The following is an 18,189-nucleotide window of genomic DNA, read 5'->3' on the forward strand; positions in this document are numbered from 1 at the left end:
CCCCCCGCCCCACCCCCCCCCGCGGCGGGGGCTCCCCCGCCCCGCCTCTCCCCTACTTTCGTGGGGGCGAGGAACCCCAAGCTGGAATGAAGCCACGATTCTTCGCTGAAGGAGCAATTTTGTTCTTGCTTTGTGCCGGCAGCTATGCTACTAATTTGGCTATGGTGCTAATTGGCTCCAACGACCCGCCCGCCGAGGCGGGTTTTTGTTTTGGCGGGTTTGTCTCAGTTTTCGCGGTGGACACTCGGAACCGCTACGGCTTCGACTCGGAGCTCTCGATGCATCCACCGGCCGCGCCACCAACCCGCGACCGCACAAGACGGCTTGACGGCCCCTGCCCGGCATCTGAAAAGGACTGGCCTGCGGACGTGGCGGAATTGGTAGACGCAAGGGACTTAAAATCCCTCGATCTCTGATCGTACGGGTTCGATTCCCGTCGTCCGCACCAGTTCGTGCCGCCAAACTATACCTAAACAGGTATATTTCTTCTGATGAGCCCGGCCCCATTTCGCGGCAGTGCGAGATTCGACCGAAGGATGAGGCAGCTTTCTATCGCAAGCACGGCCTCTTGCCACCTCAGAGCCGTCCGTTGTCGTTGCTTTTACGGATTGCAACGGCATTGAAGCTGCTCGGTTGAGCCTTAGGCTTAGGTGCCCTCTGAGTTATAACTCAAGCTAAGGCGAAAGGGTTGATGTTGTACGGATTGAATCCGTATTACATAATTAAACCGAAGGATATGCCCATGCCCCGCAATGTCAGTGACAATGGCCGAATCGATCTCCGGATTCCGCCCGAAGCAAAAGCCGTGATCGCACGCGCAGCGGCTTTGTCGAACGTCGGTCTAACCGAGTTCGTCACGCGCTCCGCGCTGCGTGATGCCCAAGCCACGATCGAACGCGCCGAACATCTCGCCCTGTCAGAACGCGACAGCCTGCGCGTCCTCGACCTGCTCGAAAATCCGCCGGCGCCCACCGAACGTCTTATCCGTGCCGCCAAGGCCGGTCAGACCCTCGCGTGAATTCCGTCACCTGGCAGGAAGTGCCGATCAGCAAACAGCTTGACCGTACCGCCTTCGACTGTGGCGACGCGGACCTCAATACCTACCTACAGCGCTTCGCGCGTCAAAACCACGAAAACGGCGGCGCAAAAACCTTCGTCGCCGTGACGGCGGAAGATCCATCGCACATCCTCGGATTCTATTCCCTCAGTCCCGCCTCGATAGACTATGCCCGCACACCGACGATCGCCAGGCGCGGCCTAGGCCGCTACGACGTGCCGGTCTATCGCCTCGGTCGCCTTGCAGTGGATCGCGCGATACAAGGCCGTGGCCTCGCTGGCGGTTTGCTGCTCGCCGCCGGGAAACGCTGCATAGCAGTTGCGCAGGAAGTCGGCGGCGTAGCCCTGTTTATCGACGCCAAAGGCGATCAGGCCGCACGCTGGTACGAGAGCTACGGTGCGGTCCGTCTCGATGACGCGCCGCTATCCCTGGTCCTGCCTTTCGCCGTGATCGCCAAGGCAATAGCTGCGATCTGAACGGCGCGGTATGTGGCCCTGCATGGTGCCAACGTGCTCCTCCCATCAAGTGCGCTTCGCGCTGCTTCTATTGGGAGCGCGTCGATACATGCGCCGAACTATCGCGATACTCCTTCTCGTCGCTCTGCCGAACCGTGACGGCGATATCCACCGACTTGCCCTAATCCGCGCCTAGCCGAGATCGACCACCTCACCTCCCGATCGGATTCAGCTTCAAATGCTGGATTAGGATGATCGTCTTGGCGTCGATAATCCGACCGTCGTAGATGCCGGCCAGTGCTTCGTCGAGCGGCATTTCCAAAACCTCGATGTCCTCGCCTTCGTCGTGGGCGCCGCCGCCGTCGGAAATGCGGTCGGCGGGCGAGTAGCGGGCGACGAAGAACCAGAGCCGCTCGGTAACGCTGCCGGGGCTCATATAGGGCGAAAACAGCCGCTGCACGTCCTTCAGCCGGTAGCCGAGTTCCTCCTCGGCCTCCTTGCGGATGCAGGTTTCGGGATCGTCTTCGTCGAGCAGGCCGGCACAGGCCTCGATCAGCGGATCCTTGTGGCCGGTGACATAGGCCGGGTAGCGGAACTGCCGCACCAGAAGCACCGTCGAGCGGTCGGGATCGAAGGGCAGGATCACCGCGCCGTCGCCGCGATCGTAGGTCTGGCGGGTGTGCGTTTCCCATTTGCCGTCGCGCCGGCGATAGTCGAAGACGGTCTTTTTCAAAACCGCCCATTCGTCGGAAATGACTTCCTCAGAGCGGATGCGAATGCGATCTTCCATAGTGGACTCCCTGTTGCCGCGGCAAGGCGTAGCCGCGAACGGCGGTTCGTGCAATCGGGTCACCAATTGGTCCAGTGCGCCGGTTCACCCTCTCGTGTCTGGCGCATCTGCAAGTGCCTGCCTAAATAGCGGCAACCCTTTCCGGAGTTTTTTATGACCTCATCGCTTTTCCAGCCGATCACCCTCGACGGCCTCACCTTCCCGAACCGCATCGCGGTCGCGCCGATGTGCCAGTATTCAGCCGAGGACGGCTCGGCCAGCGACTGGCACCTCTATCACTGGATGAACCTGGCGATGTCGGGTGCCGGCATGGTCACCGTCGAGATGACCGATGTCGAACGGCGCGGCCGCATCTCGCATGGCTGTCTCGGCCTCTATTCCGAGGACAATGAGGCGGCGGCGCGACGCACGCTGGATGCAGCCAAGCGCGTCGGCGCACCGGGCACGAAATTCGGCACGCAGCTTGCGCATGCCGGCCGCAAGGCCTCGAACCGCAAACCCTGGGAAGGCGGCGGACCGCTGAGCGCCGATCAGGACCCGTGGCCGATCGTGTCGGCCTCGGCGATCGCCTACGACACCGGCTGGCAGGTGCCGCGGGCGCTGGAGGATGACGAAATCCTGCAAATCATCGAACGCTTCGCCGAAGCGGCCCGGCGGGCCGAGCGGGCCGGCTTCGACTTCATCGAGCTGCATGCCGCGCATGGCTATCTGATCTTCCAGTTCCTGTCGCCGCTCTCCAACCAGCGCACCGACCGCTGGGGCGGCTCGCTGGAAAACCGCATGCGCTTCGCCGTCGAGATCGCCAAGGCGGTGAAGAAGGCAGTGCCCAGGCTGATGCTGGGCGCGCGTCTGTCGATCAAGGAATGGGTCGATGGTGGCTTCGAGGTCGAGGATGCGATCGAAGTGGCAAAAGCGCTGAAGGAAGCCGGCGTCGCCTATCTCTGCTGCTCGAGCGGCGGCAATTCGCCGTTGCAGAAGCTGCCCTCCGGGCCCGGCTACCAGGTGCATCTGGCCGAAGCGGTGCGCAAGGCCGTCGGCATCCCGACGCGGGCCGTCGGCCTGATCGACGATCCGAAACAGGCCGAGGCAATCGTTGCCGACGGCCGCGCCGACATGGTGGCGCTGGCGCGCGCCTTTCTTGCCGATCCGCGCTGGGGCTGGCGCGCCGCGGCCACCTTCGGCGAAAAAATCCACCCGGCGCCGCAGCTTGCCCGCTCGGTGACGACGATGCAGCACTGGATGAAGGCGAACTGACGGGGGGGTTCCGCTGAGCCGCCCAAGGCAATCGCTTCGCACGGAAATGGCGCTCGACCGGCCCTCACCTAGGGCAGCGCAAACCTGGAATGATTGCCCCGACTGCGACTATTGAGCTATTTTCGCCTGAGCTAAAATAGCAGTTGCAACCAAATCGGCCGCTCCGCGTTGGCGGCGATGATGGACAGCAAGCCATTTGAAAAGCCGGTCGTGGTCGAACTCGGCCATGTCGGCAAGTATCGGCATATCCGCAGTACCCAGGAGGCGGCGGAGTGCCTGATGACGGTCTGGCCACTCAATCGCGGGCCGCGTCATCGTGATGCCCTCGACACTTGCCTAAAAGTGCTGGAAGGTTATCGTTCGACGGCGGATGCGCGCCGGGCACTGATCGAAGCCGCCAGGGAATCGGACGTGCTGGTCGCAGACGACAGGCTGCCGGCCGACGACAGGCTGCATTGAGGCAACGGGCTTTCAACCGGAGGGTTTCATGGCGAAACTGACCTACAAGATCGTTGAGCATGACGGAGGCTGGGCCTACAAGGTCGGCTCGACATTCTCCGAAACGTTCCCCACCCATCAGGACGCATTGCGCGCCGCCGAGATCGCTTCCGCCGAACAGCAGGTTGCCGGCAACACTGACGGCATCCAGTACGAGGACGCCGACGGCAAATGGCACGACGAGCTCGCAGACGGTCGCGACCGGCCGCAGACCGAGGTTTCGGATTAGCGGTGTGTCGATATCCAGGTGTGCCGGCGTGCTTTACAGCCAGGTTTGGTAGCGCTACCGTCTCACATCGCGCGTGACCGGGGAGGAGCCTGGGCGCTGTCGCGGGCCAGGCAGGAAAGCGGTTTCCTTCGAAGTCGTTGCGGGAATCAATCGGGAGGAGATCGATGGCGTCTGTCGCAATCGGCGATGTCTACAAATCATTTGGAACCGTCGAGGTCCTGCACGGGGTCAGCGTCGATATAAACGACGGCGAGTTCGTCACGCTGGTCGGTCCTTCGGGTTGCGGAAAGTCGACCCTGCTCAGGATGATCGCCGGCCTGGAAAAGATCTCGCGCGGCCAGATCGCGATCGGCAAACGTATCGTCAACAACGTTGCGCCAAAGGAGCGCGACGTCGCCATGGTCTTCCAGAACTATGCGCTCTACCCGCATATGACGGTTGCCGAGAACATGGCATTCTCGCTGATGCTCAAGGGCGTTCCCAAGACGGAGAGCGATGCCGGCGTGCGGCGCGCGGCCGAAATCCTGGGACTGGTGCCGCTGCTCGACCGTTATCCCCGCCAGCTTTCAGGCGGCCAGCGCCAGCGCGTCGCCATGGGCCGGGCGATCGTACGTGACCCGCAGGTCTTCTTGTTCGACGAGCCGCTCTCCAATCTCGATGCCAAGCTCCGGGTGCAGATGCGCGCCGAGATCAAGGAACTGCATCAGCGCCTGAAGACGACGACGGTCTACGTCACCCACGACCAGATCGAAGCGATGACCATGGCCGATAAGATCGTCGTCATGCATGACGGCATCGTCGAGCAGATCGGGCCGCCGCTGGAGCTCTACGACCGGCCGAACAATCTCTTTGTCGCCAGCTTCATCGGCTCGCCTGCCATGAACATGCTGAGGGGCGAGATCGTAACCGACGGCTCGCCGTCATTTCGCGGCGCCGGAGGGATTTCGGTCCCGTTGGCCTCGGCCCTTTCCATCGGCAATGGTGAGCCGGTCGTGCTGGGGATACGGCCCGAGCATTTACGGCTGTCCGACCATCAGGGCATTCCGGTCACCGTCGTGGTGGTCGAGCCGACAGGGTCCGAAGTGCAGCTCATCGGCCGCACCGCCGGCGGCGAGGAGATTGTCGCCAATTTCCGGGAACGCCATTCCTTCACGCCGGGCGAAACCATCCGGCTTACGGCCGAGCCTGGCCTTATCCATCTCTTTCACGGCAAAACCGGACAGCGGTTCGAAACACCCATCAAGCAGTAGGACGGCAAGGACAATAAGCAGGAGGAAGCGAGCATGAAATTCACCAGACGTGACGTGATCCGCACCACCGCCGGCGTGGCGGCGGGAGCCTTGGGAAGCCGGCTCATCGGCTCTCCCGCCTTTGCCCAGGAGGGGTTGAAATACAAGCCCGAGGACGGCGCCAAGCTCAGGCTGCTGCGCTGGTCGCCCTTCGTGCAGGGCGACGAGGATCAATGGCTGGCTAACACCAAGCGCTTCACCGAAGCGACCGGCGTCGAGGTCCGCGTCGACAAGGAAAGCTGGGAGGACATTCGCCCCAAGGCGGCGGTCGCCGCCAATGTCGGCTCCGGCCCGGACCTGATGTTCGTCTGGTTCGACGACCCGCACCAATATCCCGACAAGCTGCACGACGTGACGGAGCTGGGCGAATATCTCGGCTCGAAATATGGAGGCTGGTACGACGGACCGCACCAATATGCGACGCGGCAAGGCAAGTTCCTCGGCCTGCCGCTGGCGACCATCGGCAACGCCATCGTCTATCGCGAAAGCTGGGTGAAGGAGGCCGGCTTCTCCGAGTTTCCGAAGGATACGGCAGGCCTGCTCGAGCTTTGCAAGGCATTGCAGGCGAAGGGGCACCCGGCCGGCTTCACGCATGGCCACGGCGTCGGCGACGGCAATAACTACGCTCACTGGCTGTTGTGGAGCCACGGCGGTAAAATGGTCGACGAGAGCGGCAAAGTGACGATCAACAGCCCCGAGACGCTGAAGGCGATCGAATACGCGCAGGCGCTCTACAAGACCTTCATTCCCGGTACCGAAAGCTGGCTCGACGTCAACAACAACCGCGCCTTCCTGGCCGGCGAATTGAGCGTCATCGCCAACGGCATTTCGGCCTACAACACCGCCAAGATCAACAAGGACAAGGATCCGAAGTTGACCGAGATGGCCAAGGACATCCGCACCACCAATCTGCCGATCGGTCCGGTCGGGAAATCCGTCGAGCTGTTCCAGGTGACCACGGCCGTGATCTTCGACTACACGCCCTACCCCAACGCGGCCAAGGCCTACCTGCAGTTCATGTTCGAGGATCCGCAAATGTCGCAATGGATCACGTCGTCAGCGGGCTATTGCTGCCAGACGCTCAAAGCCTTCGACAACAACCCGGTGTGGACGGCCGATCCGAACAATGCCGCCTACGCCAAGGCCTCGGCGACGCTGCGGCCCAACGGCTATGCCGGCCCGCTCGGCTATGCCTCGGCAGCGACCATGGCCGACTATGTGCTGGTCGACATGTTCGCCAAGGCGGTGACAGGCCAGGCGACGCCGCAAGAAGCGATGGAAGAAGCCGAGAAGCGCGCAAACCGCTACTATCGCGTTTGAGCCGGGTTCAGCCGGGCAGCCATGCTGCCCGGCTTCGAATCGCGCATGGCCGCCCGGCCGTTCAATGAGACCTTAGAGGAGCCGACCCATGGCCGTGACCTCCGCTGCCGCCCAGCCACGCCGGTCGACGCTGTCGCGCATTTTGACGTTCGTGTCTGAAAGTCATAACGCGCTTGGTTTCGGCTTCATGCTGCCGGCGGCGGCATTGCTGCTTGTCTTTCTGACCTATCCGCTCGGGCTCGGCGTCTGGCTCGGCTTCACCGATGCCCGGATCGGCCGCCCCGGCATCTTCATCGGCCTCGAGAACTATGAATATCTGTGGGATGACGCCGTCTTCTGGCTCTCCGTCTTCAACACCTTGCTCTACACGATCAGCGCCTCGATCCTGAAGTTTGCGCTGGGCCTCTGGCTGGCGCTTATCCTCAACCAGAACCTGCCGTTCAAATCGTTCTTCCGCGCGATCGTCCTGCTGCCCTGGGTGGTGCCGACGGTGCTGTCGGCCATTGCCTTCTGGTGGATCTACGATTCGCAGTTCTCGATCCTGTCCTGGGCGCTGATGGAAATGGGCCTGATCGACCATCGCATCAATTTCCTTGGCGATCCCGAGAATGCGCGGGCTTCGGTCATCGCCGCCAATGTCTGGCGCGGCATTCCTTTCGTGGCGATAACGCTGCTTGCCGGCCTGCAGACGATTCCTCAGTCGCTCTACGAGGCCGCCACGCTCGACGGCGCCAGCCGCTGGCAATTGTTCCGCTATGTGACGCTGCCGCTGCTGACGCCGATCATCGCCATCACCATGACGTTTTCGGTGCTGTTCACCTTCACCGACTTCCAGCTGATCTATGTGCTGACGCGCGGCGGGCCGGTGAACGCCACCCACCTGATGGCGACGCTGTCGTTCCAGCGCGGCATTTCCGGAGGCCAGCTTGGCGAAGGCGCCGCGATCGCGGTGGCCATGATCCCGTTCCTGCTGGCGGCGATCCTGTTCAGCTACTTTGGCCTGCAACGCCGCAAATGGCAGCAGGGCGGCGGAGATTGACATGACCGCGATCGAAACAAGCAAACGCCCGGAACTCGACGAAGGCGGCATGGGCTACCTGCAGAGCGTGCCGCGCCGCGTGGTGACGGTCTACCTGCCGCTGCTGATCTTCGTCATCGTGCTGTTGTTTCCGTTCTACTGGATGACGATCACGGCGGTTAAGCCCAATCTCGAGATGACCGACTACGCCAATTTCAATCCGTTCTGGGTGGTGCATCCGACGCTCGAGCATATCCGCTACCTGCTCTTCGAGACATCCTATCCGGGCTGGCTGCTCAACACGATCATCATCTCGACGGCCGCCACGTTCCTGTCGCTACTGGCTGCGGTGTTCGCTGCCTATGCGATCGAACGCTTGCGGTTCTCCGGGGCGCGGCAGGTCGGCCTCGCGGTGTTCCTCGCCTATCTCGTGCCGCCCTCGATCCTGTTTATTCCGCTGTCGGTGATGGTGTTCAACCTTGGGCTTTACGACACGCCCTTCGCGCTCATCCTCACCTATCCGACCTTCCTGATCCCGTTCTGCACATGGCTGCTGATGGGTTACTTCCGTTCGATCCCGTTCGAGCTGGAAGAATGCGCGCTGATCGACGGGGCGAGTCGCTGGCAGATCCTCACCAAGATCGTGCTGCCGCTATCGGTGCCGGGCCTGATTTCCGCGGGCATCTTCGCATTCACCCTGTCATGGAACGAGTTCATCTACGCCTTGACCTTCGTCCAGTCGTCCGAAAACAAGACTGTGCCGGTCGGCGTGCTCACAGAGCTGGTGCGCTCGGACGTCTATGAGTGGGGGGCGCTGATGGCGGGAGCGCTGATCGGCTCGCTGCCGGTGGTGGTGCTCTATTCGTTCTTTGTCGAGCACTATGTTTCCTCGATGACCGGAGCGGTGAAGGAATAGCGCCCGTGGGTGGGCCCTTTCCTTCTCCCCTTGTGGGAGAAGGTGGATTGGCGCGCAGCGCCAAGACGGTTGAGGGGTGCTGGCCGGAGTGCCGACTGCGCCAAGCTGGAGCACCCCTTATCCGACCGAGCTTCGCTCGGCCACCTTCTCCCACAAAGGGAGAAGGAAGAAGCGGCGGCGAGCTGCGCCGGGTCCTGGCGTATTGCCGCCGGCCGTCCGCCGCGCTATCTCAGGCGACCCGTTTGCCGGAGTCTGCCATGACCGAAATCGTCACCGCCGCCATGCTCGTCATCGGCGACGAGATTCTGTCCGGCCGCACGAAGGACAAGAATATCGGCCACCTCGCCGACATCATGACGGCGATCGGCATCGACCTGAAGGAAGTGCGCATCGTTGCGGATGAGGAAGACGAGATCGTCGCTGCGGTGAATGCGCTGCGCGCCCGCTACACTTATGTCTTCACCACCGGCGGCATCGGCCCGACGCATGACGACATCACCGCCGATTCCATCGCCAAGGCCTTTGGCGTGCCATGCGAATACGACGCCAGGGCCTACGCCCTGCTGGAAGCAAGCTATGCTACCCGCGGCATCGAATACACCGAAGCGCGCAAGCGCATGGCGCGGATGCCGCGTGGGGCGGACCACATCGATAATCCGGTGTCGGTTGCACCGGGCTTTCGCATTGGCAACGTCCATGTCATGGCCGGCGTGCCGGCGATTTTCCAGGCGATGCTCGACAATGTCGTGCCGACATTGCGGGCCGGCACCAAAATGCTGTCGGCAACCGTGGAATGCCCCTTCGGCGAAGGCCTGATCGGCGGGCCGCTGGGCGATATCCAGAAGATGCATCCGGATGCGATCATCGGCTCCTACCCGAAATATGGCGACGGCAAGTTCTGGACGGAACTGGTGGTGCGGGCCCGCAGCCAGCAGGCGCTGGACTCGGCACGCTCCGACGTAGAGGTTATGGTGGCGAGCTTGACCAGGGCAAGCAGGGTGGGCTGATCGGCCGGCCCGACGGAACCAGCATCGCGCAGTGACGTTTGTCACGCGTGGGATTGCCGTAAAACTGAGGGATTGCAATGCGCTTCAAGACCATCGTCGCCATATTGCAGAACGAACTGGACGCCGAGCGCGTCCTCGACTGCGCGATCCCGCTGGCCAGCCGATTCCAGAGCCATCTGATCGGCATCCATGCCGAGGCGCTGCCCGTGCCCTACACCTCGGCCACCGGCTTTCCGGATACCGAGTTCCTGCAGGTTTCCGCCGACATGAACCGGGAGCGCGCCGAGAAGCTGCAGGCGGCCTTTCACAAGAGCGTCGAGAATTCCGGCCTGTCGTTCGAATGGCGCAGCCTCGAGAGTTTTTCCGGCGACAGTGCGCTGACCGGCATCTCGACCGTCCGCACCGCGGACCTTATCATCGCTGCGCAGCGGGAATCGAGCGGCGATCCCAGCGCCGACGTCGACACGCTGGTCTACGATGCCGGCCGGCCGGTGCTGGTGGTGCCGCATTCGGGTCCCCTCGTCACCAGCTTCAAGCATGTGCTGCTCGCCTGGAACGGCAGCAAGGAAGCCGCGCGCGCTGCCTTCGATGCCCTGCCCTTCATCATCGAGGCCGAAAAGACGGACATCGTCGTCATCGACCCGCCGGACACGCTCGACGAGGCGCCGGAAACAGCCGGCGCAGAGATCGCCGCCTCGTTGTCCAGGCATGGCGCGACCGTCAGCGTCTCGGTACTGAGGTCCGGCGGCGCCTCGGTCGACGACATCATCCAGACCAGGGTCGCCGAAACGGGTGCGGACCTGCTCGTGCTTGGCGCCTACAGCCATTCCTGGCTGCGCCAGCTGCTGTTCGGCGGAGTGACGCGAACCGTGCTGCGCACCGCACCGGTGGCGGCTTTCCTGTCGCGGTAAGTTCACAGAGATAGCTTGCCACTCCCCTTGCCAAGGCCAAGCCTTTCCAGTTAATTCCGCGCGCATTCCATAGTGTCTGCGCGATGCGCGCTTTGCGGAGTGCCGGAAAAAATGTCCCTGCCCGAAAAAGCCTTCCCGGTCTCCTGGGACCAGTTCCACCGCGACGCGCGCGCGCTCGCCTGGCGGCTTGCCGGCGCCAACAAGGGGCAATGGAGGGCGATCGTCTGCATCACGCGCGGCGGCCTGGTTCCGGCCGCCATCATTTCGCGCGAGCTCGGTATCCGCATCATCGAGACGGTCTGCGTCGCCTCCTACCACGATTATACCAGCCAGGGGCAGTTGCAGGTGCTGAAGGAGGTCACGCCGGCGCTGCTCGCCGATGACGGGGCCGGCGTGCTGATCATCGACGACCTCACCGACACCGGCAAGACGGCGGGCATCGTGCGCGCGATGATGCCCAAGGCGCATTTCGCCACCGTCTATGCCAAACCGAAAGGCAGGCCGATGGTCGACACCTTCGTCACCGAGGTCAGCCAGGACACCTGGATCTATTTCCCATGGGACATGGGCTTTACCTACCAGAAGCCGATCGCCGACGATCACGCCGGGTGATTCGCGCAATGTGTTCCCTTCGGAACGCACTGGCGCATACTCCTTGAAAAAGTGCCGTCGCGGACGATATTTCCTGAATCTACGCCTCTCGGCGTAGTTAACAAGTCGATATGAAGTTTTTTACTTTCATTGCTTATGATTAGCCGTAAGATTCACGAGACGGCAAATGATTCTGGGAGCTGGGGCAAGCTTCTCCGATGTTGACGAGGCCAACGACGCATAACCATCTGGCCGAAAGGGTCCGGCGACTCTTCGGTACGGCGCCGTGTCGCCTGCAGGTTGCGGCCTTGCCCTGGCGCGATAGCGGGCACGGCGTCGAGATCATGCTGATCACCAGCCGCGACACCGGCCGCTGGGTGCTTCCCAAGGGCTGGCCGGAAGCAAAAGAGCCGCTTTGCGAAGCGGCGGCGCGCGAGGCCGGGGAAGAGGCCGGGCTGCGCGGCACGATCTCGCATCATGAGGCCGGCCGCTATTTCTATGCTAAGGTGCTGGCATCCGGCGAGGAAGTGCCCTGCGAGGTGCTGGTGTTTCCGCTGCAGGTCGACAAAGTTGCCGACCGGTGGAAGGAAAAGCGCGCCCGCATCCGCAAATGGGTCAGCGCCGACGAGGCTGTACGCATGATCAACGAGCCCGACCTTTGCCAGATCATCGCCCATTTCGGTGCTGACCCGCATCGCTTCAACTGAGTCGGCTTCGGCCCTCGCCGCGGCGAACGGCCTGCGAGTGTCGCCGACACCAGGCTTGTCGCTGCAAAAACGGAAATCAGCGCGCTTCTGTCCCCGTTATCCACATATGTGACACACAAGATGTTGGGGTCATAAAAGCTACGCAAACGAATCCTTGACGCCGCAAAACGAGTCGCCTTTTATAGGCCATGCGCTCCTGTTGAGAGCGCGACCGGAAAAGTTTCGAGGCCGGTCTTTTTCCCGGAATATGTGCGTTTTGATCCGCATTCCCGCCTGTTCACGAGGCTGGCGAAGGCGTGGGATTTTGAAGTCTTGGGGGCGAAAGAGGAGGATTGTCGGACTTGAATAAATTGTCTGTTAATACTATATTTAGTGTTTGCAGGTAGGTTCGACGCTAGATAATGTGAATTTCCCTCGACCGAGGGCGTTACAAAAAGTTTTCAGTTTTGAGGGACCCACAGGGTCCGTGAGCGCGTCGGACAGCGGCCTCGCAAGAGGTTCGACCGGCGGGGCGGCGGAGACTGTGACGATGAGAGCCGGGGTTTTCGAACGCCGGTAGACGGCGGACATGCGCGTTTCGTCAAGAGGGCAGAAATCCTCTGGGAAAAGCGCTATATGTAGACAAAAGGGACCGGACCAATGCGCATCGAGCGTCGTTTCACCAAGCCAGGACAATCTGCCTATGCGGAGATCGAATTCCGCAAGGCGCTTTCCGAGATCAAGAATCCGGATGGCTCGGTGGTGTTCCGCTTGGACAACATCGATGTGCCGGCGCAGTTCTCCCAGGTTGCCGCCGATATCCTGGCGCAGAAATATTTCCGCAAGGCGGGCGTTCCCGCGCGGCTGAAGAAGGTCGAGGAGAGGCAAGTCCCCTCCTTCCTGTGGCGCTCCGTCGCCGACGAGGCGGAATTGGCCAAGCTGCCGGAAGCCGAGCGCTACGGTTCCGAGACCGACGCCCGCCAGGTCTTCGACCGGCTTGCCGGCACCTGGACCTATTGGGGCTGGAAGGGCGGCTACTTCAAGTCAGAGCAAGACGCGCGCGCCTTCCGCGACGAGCTCGCCTACATGCTGGCCACCCAGCGCGTCGCGCCGAATTCGCCGCAATGGTTCAACACCGGCCTGCACTGGGCCTATGGCATCGACGGCCCGAGCCAGGGCCATTTCTATGTCGACCCGTTCACCGGCAAGCTGACCAAGTCCAAGTCTTCCTATGAGCATCCGCAACCGCATGCCTGCTTCATCCAGGGCGTGCAGGACGACCTCGTCAACGAGGGCGGCATCATGGACCTGTGGGTGCGTGAGGCGCGCCTATTCAAATATGGCTCCGGCACCGGTTCCAACTTCTCGTTCCTGCGTGGCGAAGGCGAAAAGCTGTCGGGCGGCGGCCGCTCGTCGGGGCTGATGAGCTTCCTCAAGATCGGCGACCGCGCGGCGGGCGCCATCAAGTCGGGCGGCACGACGCGTCGCGCGGCGAAAATGGTCATCGTCGACGCCGACCATCCCGATATCGAGGAATTCATCGACTGGAAGGTCAATGAGGAGCAGAAGGTCGCATCGCTGGTCACCGGCTCGAAGATCGTCAAGAAGCACCTCGAAGCGATCATGAAGGCCTGTATCAACTGCGAAGGAAATGGCGACGATTGCTTCGACCCGGCGGTCAACACCGCGCTGAAGCGCGAGATCAAGGCGGCTAAGAAGGACGCGGTGCCGGAGAACTACGTCTACCGCGTCATCCAGTTCGCCAAGCAGGGCTACACCTCGATGTCGTTCAAGACCTACGACACCGACTGGGATTCCGATGCCTATCTCACCGTTTCCGGCCAGAACTCCAACAATTCGGTGTCGCTGAAGGACGATTTCCTGCGCGCCGTCGAGCAGGACGGCGACTGGCATCTCACCGCCCGCAAGGACGGCAAGGTGCTGAAGACGCTGAAGGCGCGCGATCTCTGGGAAAAGATCGGCTATGCCGCCTGGGCGTCGGCCGATCCGGGCCTGCATTTCAACACGACAATGAACGACTGGCACACCTGCGCCTCGGCCGGTGCGATCCGGGCGTCCAACCCGTGCTCGGAATACATGTTCCTCGACGACACCGCCTGCAATCTGGCCTCGATCAACCTTCTGCCCTACCGCAATGCCGACGGCACAATCGATATCGCCGCCTACGAGCACACAGTGCGGCTGTGGACCATGGTGCTGGAAATCTCCGTCATGATGGCGCAGTTCCCGTCGAAGGAGATCGCCAAGCTCTCCTACGAATACCGTACGCTCGGCCTCGGCTACGCCAACATCGGCGGCCTGCTGATGACCTCGGGCATTCCCTATGATTCCGACGAGGGCCGCGCAATCTGCGCCGCCCTCACCGCGATCATGACCGGCACCGCCTATGCCACCTCGGCCGAAATGGCCGCCGAGCTCGGCGCCTTCCCCGACTACGACCGCAATGCGCAGAACATGCTGCGCGTCATGCGCAATCACCGCCGCGCGGCTTACGGCGAAAGGGACGGCTACGAGAAGCTCGCCGTCAACCCGGTGCCGCTGGTCGCCTCGGATCTGAGGCAGCAGGAACTTGCCGATCATGCCAAGGCCGCCTGGGACCGCGCCATCGAGCTTGGCGAGGAGCATGGCTACCGCAACGCGCAGGCAACGGTGATCGCACCGACCGGCACGATCGGCCTGGTGATGGATTGCGACACCACCGGCATCGAGCCCGACTTCGCGCTGGTGAAATTCAAGAAGCTCGCCGGCGGCGGCTATTTCAAGATTATCAACCGCGCCGTTCCGGAAGCGCTGCGCACACTCGGCTATTCCGAGAGTCAGATCGCCGAGATCGAGGCCTATGCCGTCGGCCACGGCAATCTCAACCAGGCGCCGGGCATCAATCCCGGCTCGCTCAAGGCAAAAGGCTTTACCGACGAAAAGATCGCGGCGCTCAACGGGGCGTTGAAGTCGGCCTTCGACATCAAGTTTGTCTTCAACCAGTGGACGCTGGGTGCCGACTGGGTGAAGGAGACGTTCGGCTTCACCGACGAGCAGCTCAACGATTTCTCGTTCGAGATGCTGCCGGCGCTTGGTTTTTCCAAGAAAGACATCGAGGCCGCCAACATCCATGTCTGCGGGGCGATGACGCTGGAAGGCGCGCCGTTCCTGAAGCCCGAACACCTGCCGGTGTTCGACTGTGCCAGCCCGTGCGGCAAGATCGGCAAGCGTTCGCTGTCGATCAACAGCCACATCATGATGATGGCGGCGGCGCAGCCCTTCATCTCCGGCGCCATTTCCAAGACCATCAACATGCCAAACGAAGCGACGGTGGAAGACGCCAAAGGCGCCTACATGCTGTCGTGGAAGCTGGCGCTGAAGGCCAACGCGCTCTATCGCGACGGCTCGAAGCTCTCGCAGCCGCTCAATGCTTCCCTGCTCGCCGACGGCGAAGAGGACGAGGACGAAGCCGTTGAGCAGCTGATCGCGGCACCGGCCGCTCAGCGCGCCGTGCAGGTGACCGAAAAGATCGTCGAGCGCGTCGTCGAGCGTCTCTACCGCGACCGCGAAAAACTGCCGAACCGCCGCAAGGGCTATACGCAGAAGGCGGTCGTCGGCGGCCACAAGGTCTATCTCAGGACCGGCGAGTTCGATGATGGCCGCCTCGGTGAGATCTTCATCGACATGCACAAGGAAGGTGCCGCCTTCCGGGCGATGATGAACAACTTCGCCATCGCCATCTCGCTCGGCCTGCAATATGGCGTGCCGCTCGACGAGTATGTCGAGGCCTTCACCTTCACCAAGTTCGAGCCGGCCGGCATGGTGCAGGGCAACGACGCCATCAAGAACGCCACGTCGATCCTCGACTATGTGTTCCGCGAACTGGCCGTGTCCTATCTCGGCCGTCACGATCTCGCCCATGTCGACCAGTCGGATTTCGACAAGACCGCACTCGGGCGCGGCATCAACGAAGGCAAGGCGACGCCCTTCTCCAAGGGCCTGACCCGCGGTGCCTCGCCGGTCAAGCTGGTGTCGGGCATGGGTGCCGAGCCCAAGGGCTTTGCGGGCTCGGGCTCCGGAACTCCAGCCCGTACCGCCCCGACCGCCTTCTCCGGCTCCAACGTGCTGACGCTGAAGCCGGCCAGCGACGAAGCCGTCGCCTACAAGCGCGACTACGAGGAGCGCGCCAGGGAACTGGTCGAGGACATCGTCTACGCGGAAGCCTCCGACCCGACGGAGCTGTTCACCGACGAGGCCGCCAAAGAAGCAGCCGAAGCCAAGGCGCTTGCCGCCAACCGGCGCCAGCAATCGCTGATGCAAGGCTACACCGGCAACGAATGCTCGGAATGCCATAACTTCACGATGGTGCGGAACGGGACTTGCGAGAAGTGCGATACGTGCGGGGCTACGAGCGGGTGTAGCTGAGGAATTCTCGTGGAGACAAACGACCTTGGACAACCGGTCAGATAGGGCATTTCGGTGCCCTATCTGAATGCCTAAGATGCTCTTTTCATACCCAATTAGATTTTCAAATTTCAGATCTATAAGAGAGACAGTTGAGCTACCTTTTTCCAAGAAGATCACATTCGTAGTCGGGCCTAACAATGTTGGAAAGTCCAACGTCCTGCGATTCCTAGCCATACTATTTAATAAAGCAGAGGCGCAGTTAAACGAACTTTACGATTTCCCCACCGGTGAGACCTTTTCAAGAATATCGATTACAGTAGATAAAAACTATACCCAGCAAAAGCTTTCTGAAGCAACAAACGCAAGCCGACTTCTTCAATTCCCAGGGTCGGATAGTTTTGAGCTTTATTATCAAATGGGAAAATAACGATTCACTACAGATCCCGCAGAACACTCTCAGCTTTATTCCGTCTTTGATAACAACTATTTCGCCGACAGTTTCCTTTCAGACTTTGGACAGTCGTCCGGAGTCGATTCAAATAAATCGATGTTCTTACACCGACTCTCGATCGATAGGAACTTAGCCGGCACCACTTACCTACCAAACGTCCGCTTTATCACGGAGCCCGGACAAGAGCCTCCCCAGTTCGCTAAATCACCCTTTCCAGGTGAGACAGCGGCCTTTGGCCAGGTAATAGATCGGTTTTCTCAGATGGACCGGCCCACATATGAAAACTTAGAAAGCTATGGAAGACAGCTAAAACAGATAAGCGATTTTATATGCTTCGTTATGGACAAAAAAACTGTCGAAATAAGCGTCCCAAGAGAGAAGACGACAATTCTGGTTTCGATAAATGGAGAAGTGAGACCCTTAGCAAGCCTTGGCACTGGTATTGAGCAGTTGCTGATGATAGGTCTGGTTTCGATGGGTTTTCCGGGAAAGCTAGTCTTGATCGATGAACCAGAACTGCATCTACACCCTTGGGCCCAAAAGAGGATTATGAAGTACTTAAACGAGCGCGTTGACGCCCAATTCGTAATAGCGACACACTCTGCGGCTGTTCTAGACTCGGTCGATGCGGACATCATACAGATTTCGCAAGATAACGATCAAACTACAGGGCGCACTATTCAAACTAACGCAGAAAGGTTTCGCGCTGTAAGGGACCTAGGACATTCTCCAAGTGAGTTGTTGCAAACAAAGTTTGCGATTTGGGTCGAAGGTCCATCAGACAGAGTGTATATCAATCATTGGATCAAGAAAATCGACACCACACTTGTAGAAGGAATAGACTACACAATAGTTTTTTATGGCGGAAAGATACTAAGCCACCATTCATTCGAGGATATCGAATCAGATTTGGTAAAGGCAATTTCCCTATCCCGTTCTTTCGCAGTCGTGATGGACAGCGATCGGAAGCCTGAGAAACCAAATATAAACTCCACGAAAGGGCGCGTTAGAGACGAAGTGGGCAGAGAAGGCGGGCTCTGCTGGATAACTGACGGTAGAGAGATAGAGAACTACCTTCCAGACCATGTCGTTGAGTTACTAGCGGCAGAAATCAAGGGCGTTTCGGTTCGAGCAGACAAGCGTGAACAGATACTCGATCCAGAGCAAGTAAACAAAACCGACTTCGCTCGGAGGGCAGTAGCCATCGACACCGACGAATGGCCTCTCGACTTAAAGAAGGCGATTACTGAGTTGGTGAACAGAATTCAGGCTGCGCGCTAGCATGGTCTTCTCCATTGTCGGATGGGCAA

At 60.8% G+C, this 18,189-nt stretch carries 17 protein-coding genes and 1 tRNA gene; 17 read left to right on the forward strand and 1 reads right to left on the reverse strand.

The features are described from left to right. Positions 1-362 precede the first annotated feature (362 nt). From AC0L2P_RS22365 to AC0L2P_RS22375, 3 genes are all read left to right on the forward strand, one after another. Positions 363-448: transfer RNA gene (locus AC0L2P_RS22365), tRNA-Leu, on the forward strand. Positions 449-742: 294 nt separating this feature from the next. Beyond that, positions 743-1,018: a type II toxin-antitoxin system TacA family antitoxin gene (locus AC0L2P_RS22370; protein WP_473504082.1), complete on the forward strand. Its 276-nt coding sequence runs from the start codon at positions 743-745 to the stop codon at positions 1,016-1,018. Then, positions 1,015-1,533, forward strand: a complete 519-nt coding sequence (locus AC0L2P_RS22375) for a GNAT family N-acetyltransferase (protein WP_473504084.1) — start codon at positions 1,015-1,017, stop codon at positions 1,531-1,533. Before AC0L2P_RS22370 ends, AC0L2P_RS22375 begins: the two co-directional genes overlap by 4 nt. Before the next feature lie 190 nt (positions 1,534-1,723). On the opposite strand, the gene AC0L2P_RS22380 is transcribed toward AC0L2P_RS22375, so the two are convergent. Next, on the reverse strand, positions 1,724-2,302 hold the full coding sequence (locus tag AC0L2P_RS22380) for an NUDIX domain-containing protein (protein WP_473504085.1): 579 nt from the start codon (positions 2,300-2,302) through the stop codon (positions 1,724-1,726). Between the two features lie 153 nt (positions 2,303-2,455). On the opposite strand from AC0L2P_RS22380, the gene AC0L2P_RS22385 reads away from it, so the two are divergent. From AC0L2P_RS22385 to AC0L2P_RS22450, 14 genes are all read left to right on the forward strand, one after another. Beyond that, positions 2,456-3,556, forward strand: coding sequence for an NADH:flavin oxidoreductase/NADH oxidase (locus AC0L2P_RS22385; RefSeq protein WP_473504087.1), 1,101 nt, complete (start codon positions 2,456-2,458; stop codon positions 3,554-3,556). Between the two features lie 177 nt (positions 3,557-3,733). Continuing rightward, on the forward strand, positions 3,734-4,015 hold the full coding sequence (locus tag AC0L2P_RS22390) for a DUF982 domain-containing protein (RefSeq protein ID WP_473504089.1): 282 nt from the start codon (positions 3,734-3,736) through the stop codon (positions 4,013-4,015). A 28-nt stretch (positions 4,016-4,043) separates the two neighbouring features. Then, entirely contained in the window at positions 4,044-4,283 is a 240-nt protein-coding gene (locus tag AC0L2P_RS22395; RefSeq protein WP_023674770.1) for a DUF2188 domain-containing protein, read from the forward strand. Positions 4,284-4,447: 164 nt separating this feature from the next. After that, complete coding sequence (locus AC0L2P_RS22400; RefSeq protein ID WP_473504091.1) at positions 4,448-5,533, forward strand: ABC transporter ATP-binding protein; 1,086 nt, start codon at positions 4,448-4,450, stop codon at positions 5,531-5,533. A 33-nt stretch (positions 5,534-5,566) separates the two neighbouring features. Next, positions 5,567-6,892: an ABC transporter substrate-binding protein gene (locus AC0L2P_RS22405; protein WP_473504093.1), complete on the forward strand. Its 1,326-nt coding sequence runs from the start codon at positions 5,567-5,569 to the stop codon at positions 6,890-6,892. Between the two features lie 187 nt (positions 6,893-7,079). Further along, positions 7,080-7,931: a carbohydrate ABC transporter permease gene (locus AC0L2P_RS22410; RefSeq protein WP_473504186.1), complete on the forward strand. Its 852-nt coding sequence runs from the start codon at positions 7,080-7,082 to the stop codon at positions 7,929-7,931. Position 7,932: 1 nt separating this feature from the next. Then, positions 7,933-8,826: a carbohydrate ABC transporter permease gene (locus AC0L2P_RS22415; RefSeq protein WP_473504095.1), complete on the forward strand. Its 894-nt coding sequence runs from the start codon at positions 7,933-7,935 to the stop codon at positions 8,824-8,826. Positions 8,827-9,083: 257 nt separating this feature from the next. Then, positions 9,084-9,833: a competence/damage-inducible protein A gene (locus AC0L2P_RS22420; RefSeq protein WP_473504097.1), complete on the forward strand. Its 750-nt coding sequence runs from the start codon at positions 9,084-9,086 to the stop codon at positions 9,831-9,833. 77 nt (positions 9,834-9,910) lie between these two features. Continuing rightward, complete coding sequence (locus AC0L2P_RS22425; RefSeq protein WP_473504099.1) at positions 9,911-10,744, forward strand: universal stress protein; 834 nt, start codon at positions 9,911-9,913, stop codon at positions 10,742-10,744. Positions 10,745-10,855: 111 nt separating this feature from the next. Then, on the forward strand, positions 10,856-11,356 hold the full coding sequence (gene gpt / locus AC0L2P_RS22430) for a xanthine phosphoribosyltransferase (protein WP_473504101.1): 501 nt from the start codon (positions 10,856-10,858) through the stop codon (positions 11,354-11,356). Positions 11,357-11,553: 197 nt separating this feature from the next. Then, entirely contained in the window at positions 11,554-12,042 is a 489-nt protein-coding gene (locus AC0L2P_RS22435) for an NUDIX hydrolase (protein ID WP_473504103.1), read from the forward strand. A gap of 639 nt (positions 12,043-12,681) precedes the next feature. Then, complete coding sequence (locus tag AC0L2P_RS22440) at positions 12,682-16,446, forward strand: vitamin B12-dependent ribonucleotide reductase (RefSeq protein ID WP_473504105.1); 3,765 nt, start codon at positions 12,682-12,684, stop codon at positions 16,444-16,446. A 76-nt stretch (positions 16,447-16,522) separates the two neighbouring features. Continuing rightward, the gene (locus AC0L2P_RS22445; RefSeq protein ID WP_473504187.1) at positions 16,523-16,855 is read left to right on the forward strand and encodes an AAA family ATPase; all 333 of its coding nucleotides are present in this window, start codon (positions 16,523-16,525) and stop codon (positions 16,853-16,855) included. A 285-nt stretch (positions 16,856-17,140) separates the two neighbouring features. After that, positions 17,141-18,160, forward strand: a complete 1,020-nt coding sequence (locus tag AC0L2P_RS22450) for an ATP-dependent nuclease (RefSeq protein WP_473504107.1) — start codon at positions 17,141-17,143, stop codon at positions 18,158-18,160. Positions 18,161-18,189 lie beyond the last annotated feature (29 nt).

The organism is Mesorhizobium sp. WSM4836 (genome assembly GCF_055811815.1).